This is a genomic window from Shewanella sp. 11B5 (genome assembly GCF_002836795.1).
Classification (GTDB): domain Bacteria; phylum Pseudomonadota; class Gammaproteobacteria; order Enterobacterales; family Shewanellaceae; genus Shewanella; species Shewanella frigidimarina.
This window is the reverse complement of record NZ_PJAP01000604.1, coordinates 1-3,904: the sequence shown is the minus strand read 5'-3', so window position 1 is coordinate 3,904 and position 3,904 is coordinate 1. Positions and strand designations below refer to the sequence as shown.

Annotated in this window: 4 protein-coding genes; 3 read left to right on the top strand and 1 reads right to left on the bottom strand. The window is 41.8% G+C overall.

The annotated features are described in order from the left end of the window. A partial coding sequence (locus CXF78_RS14025; RefSeq protein ID WP_102037145.1) for an MAPEG family protein occupies nt 1-374 on the bottom strand: 374 nt, incomplete at its 3' end. 386 nt (nt 375-760) lie between these two features. On the opposite strand from CXF78_RS14025, the gene CXF78_RS14020 reads away from it, so the two are divergent. From CXF78_RS14020 to CXF78_RS14010, 3 genes are all read left to right on the top strand, one after another. After that, on the top strand, nt 761-1,219 hold the full coding sequence (locus CXF78_RS14020) for a BufA2 family periplasmic bufferin-type metallophore (protein WP_011636379.1): 459 nt from the start codon (nt 761-763) through the stop codon (nt 1,217-1,219). A gap of 124 nt (nt 1,220-1,343) precedes the next feature. After that, complete coding sequence (locus tag CXF78_RS14015; RefSeq protein WP_102037144.1) at nt 1,344-2,282, top strand: MNIO family bufferin maturase; 939 nt, start codon at nt 1,344-1,346, stop codon at nt 2,280-2,282. A gap of 2 nt (nt 2,283-2,284) precedes the next feature. Further along, nucleotides 2,285-3,094: an HvfC/BufC N-terminal domain-containing protein gene (locus tag CXF78_RS14010; RefSeq protein ID WP_102037143.1), complete on the top strand. Its 810-nt coding sequence runs from the start codon at nt 2,285-2,287 to the stop codon at nt 3,092-3,094. The last annotated feature ends 810 nt before the right edge of the window (nt 3,095-3,904 follow it).

Genomic DNA, 3,904 nt, shown 5'->3' with positions numbered 1-3,904 from the left:
TGGCAAAATATCCCTATCGATGCACCTATGGCCACAAACCAAGATAATGAACGTAATGTTCCAAAATTCAATAAATACAGCGCATGGTAAACCAGCCGTGCGACCACATGTACTATGGCTAAAAGCGCAACGACATCGGTAACATTATTGGTGATCAATGCGGTTAATACTGCAATCCCAAATACGATTAGCGATTCAAATGCATTTTGATGTCCTGCTAATGCCCGCGCGCCAAAACCGGTTAATTGAGCTTGCTGCGCTCTTGGATGGTCATTGTCATATCGGCCCAATTTAGCCATTGCCATCGCTAATGGAACTTTTGCCGCATACGGCAACAGCATGGCAATCAATAAACATATCAGTATCGTCTGCATAATCTATCCTTAGTTATTAATATTCTTATTATGTGTTAGCTGTGCATTAGTTGTATTAGTCGCGATTGAACCAGTTGTGTTAACCATTAGTGTAATGAGAACAAAATAACATAATCAACAGACTTTAATAACAACCTAATTCATATAATGCTTAAGCACTCATCTGAAAAATTATAATTTATTGTTTCACCATATAAATCAATCACAAGTTAACACATCAACAACATTTTAGTGACTAGTCTACATGTTAACTTGAAAGATATTGAGTCACTTCACGGTCAATACTAATAACTCCTAACAAGTGTGATAGCTGCAGCAAATCAATCTTGTGACGAGTAACAAGAATAAGCAGTAAAAATAATAATCAACATTGTAAGGAATACATCATGAATACCAAAGCACAAACTAGCTTAACCGGCGCAGCATTAGCACTCGCAATGGCAAGCTTATCAGGTCAGGCTATGGCCGCTGAAACAAGCACAGCACCTTTAGCTGCTGGCGAAACAGATTTAGTCCATTGTTACGACGTAAACGTTTGTAAAGGTCACAATGACTGCAAAACAGCTGACAATGCTTGTAACGGTCAAGCAAGCTGTAAAGGCACTGGTTTTGTTGGCATGCCTTCAAAAGCTTGTGCTGATGTCGGCGGCACGCAAAAAGATGATTGGGTTGGTAAAGTCACTAAAGCCGATTTAGTACATTGTTACGGTGTTAACGTCTGTAAAGGCCATAATGACTGTAAAGGTGCCGATAACGCTTGTGGCGGTATGGCAAGCTGTAAAGGTACTGGTTTTGTTAACACCACAGCAAAATCTTGTGGTGATATTGGCGGTAAAACAAGCTAATTAAGCTTCGTTTGATGACTCTGTCGCTTACTATTGTGACAGCGTCATCAGCTTATTATCTCAATTATTAACGCAAGTTTTGCCTAACTCAAGCTAGAACATTTGCATTAAAGTAGGATTCACCATGCCTGATACGCGCATTACAGAAGACTTTCTCGGATTTGGCTTGGGCTTACGAACCGACCATTTCGAATACATTTTGCAACACCAGCCAGACATTGACTGGTTTGAAGTGCTATCTGAAAACTACTTAGTTGCTGGCGGTAAACCCCGATATTATTTAGAAGCCATTGCCGAACAATATCCTGTAGTGATGCATGGCGTATCAATGTCGATAGGCAGTACCGATCCTTTAGACATGGATTACTTAAAAGCCCTTAAAAAGCTCAGTAACGACATTCAACCTAAATGGATATCTGATCATATTTGCTGGACCTCAATTCACGGCGTCAATAGCCATGACTTACTGCCACTGCCTTATACCGAAGAAACCGTTAATCATGTGGCGCAGCGAGTTCGACAAGTACAAGACGTACTCGGTCGTCGAATTTTACTGGAAAACGTATCGAGCTATTTGTCATACCAAGACTCGACCATGGATGAATGGGATTTTTTAAGCCAAGTAGCAGAAGCGGCAGATTGCTTAATATTACTCGACATCAATAATATTTATGTCAGCGCCCGTAATCATCATTTTAATCCACTCGATTACCTTAAAAAAATCGACCCACGCCGGGTACAACAGTTTCACTTAGCTGGCCACAGCGATTTTGGTGATTATGTCATTGATACCCACGACCTCGATATTCCGCCGTCAGTGTGGACCTTATACCAAGCGGCACTAGAGCGCTTTGGCGCGGTTAGCACCATGATTGAGCGCGACGCTAATATTCCCGAGTTCCCAGCGTTATACCAAGAATTACTCGAAGCGAAAAACATTGCTCAGTTAACCTTACCCGACGACCCAGCCCTAGCACGCTCACAGTTTGGCACTCGTTCACTTGATGACGTCAGCAAATTCATCAGCGCTAATCATGCTTCATCGCAAAAAGTCAGGGCATAACAATGAGTCGTTTAGCTGAAATCCAACAACAATTTATGCAATATTTACTGTCTGATGGTTCGGATACACAACACGGACAGATTCAATCGGTGATGAAAGCAAACGTGTCTGAACAAGCGGGGATCAGCGCCGATGATCGCCTACAAATTTATGCCAACGCTTACCGAATTCGATTAAAAGAAACCATTGAAACCGACCACCAGCTGCTAGGTTTGTATTTGGGTGACGATTTATTCGATAAAATGGCAGCCGACTATACTCGTCAATATCCATCAAGTAATAAGTCATTGCGCCAGTTTTGTGATGGTTTACCGGATTTTTTACAACAAGATGCGTTTTTTAAACAGCATCCGATTATCGCCGATTTAGCCCGATTCGAGCGCCGGTTACTTAATGCATTTGATGCTGCAGACTGCGCCCGTACAAGCTTTAGCGACTTACAGGCCATATCACCAGAATTGTGGCCCAATTGCTGTTTACGCTTTCATCCTAGCGTACAAATATTCACTTGTAACAGTAATGCAGTCGAAGCTTGGCAAGCGTTAAAAGTGGATACCGCGCCGCCAGAACCTGACTATCAGTCACCTAGAGCATGGTTATTATGGCGGGGAGAGTCGCGGTTAACAGAATTTGTATCATTAACGACAGAGCAACATGCGTTGTTACTCGGATTTATTCAGGGCAACAACTTTGCCGACCAGTGCGAACAAATGTTGCAATGGCACGACGAGCAATCAGCACCAATGATGGTACTGCAAACCATGCAAACCTGGTTTCAACGCGGCTTAATTCGAGCAGTAGTGAGTAAGTAGCTAATTTACGTTAACTCATTTCTGGACAAAGCTTGATAACGACCTTCTCGTCGTCCCGGCAGTGCTTTTGAGCCGGGATCCAGGTGATATTCTTGCTTTGTACTTATGTACATATGGCCTGCAGCCACTAACGTCGTGGCGCTTCGCCCACACCAGACCAAGAGGAAGCAACGGCGGTTCCCTCTTTATTTTCTATAAAAGAATTGGCCCAGCCACCACATCAAAATTATCCCATTTGATTTAAATAATAGAAACAATAATTTCGCGACGTGGTTGAATCCAGCTTTTAACTTCGTCTGTGTGTTCTTCGGCCACCTCTTTATAGTAAAGAATGAAAATGCTAACGCTTCAGATGGGGCATCCCTTCCCCTCTAAAGCTAGCTCGCCGTGCATGACCAGCTCACGTATTCTCATATAAAGAGTCTTCAACGGCCTCAAGTTCAGAGTTGAATTTAGGCATTTCAAGCTGAGGCATCTAACTCATTTATGGACAGAAACGTTTTAGAAAGCCAGTGTTTCAAATTACTTTTTATAAAAGTTTATCCTGACCCCACTAAATTGGCCACTAAATTGATTTGTATCATTATGTAGATAATTTGATCCTATCCACACTAAAGAAACACCTTGATTATTCAAGCAACTTTTATTTTGAACCTTGTATAGCTAAAACAGCTAATCTTCTTCGAAGGTTTATTTTAGTTTGTTCATTATCAGCTTTTTGAATAGCGTCAGACAAAAGGAATATTTCCTCATCATTCGCATCATTCGCACCAAAACCAGCGGTTTCGTAAAAACGATTTAGATTGCATA

Excerpts from the sequence above, each read along its gene's own strand:
- CXF78_RS14020 (WP_011636379.1), top strand. The coding sequence starts at position 761 with ATGAATACCAAAGCACAAACTAGCTTAACCGGCGCAGCATTAGCACTC.
- CXF78_RS14010 (WP_102037143.1), top strand. The coding sequence starts at position 2,285 with ATGAGTCGTTTAGCTGAAATCCAACAACAATTTATGCAATATTTACTG.
- CXF78_RS14015 (WP_102037144.1), top strand. The coding sequence starts at position 1,344 with ATGCCTGATACGCGCATTACAGAAGACTTTCTCGGATTTGGCTTGGGC.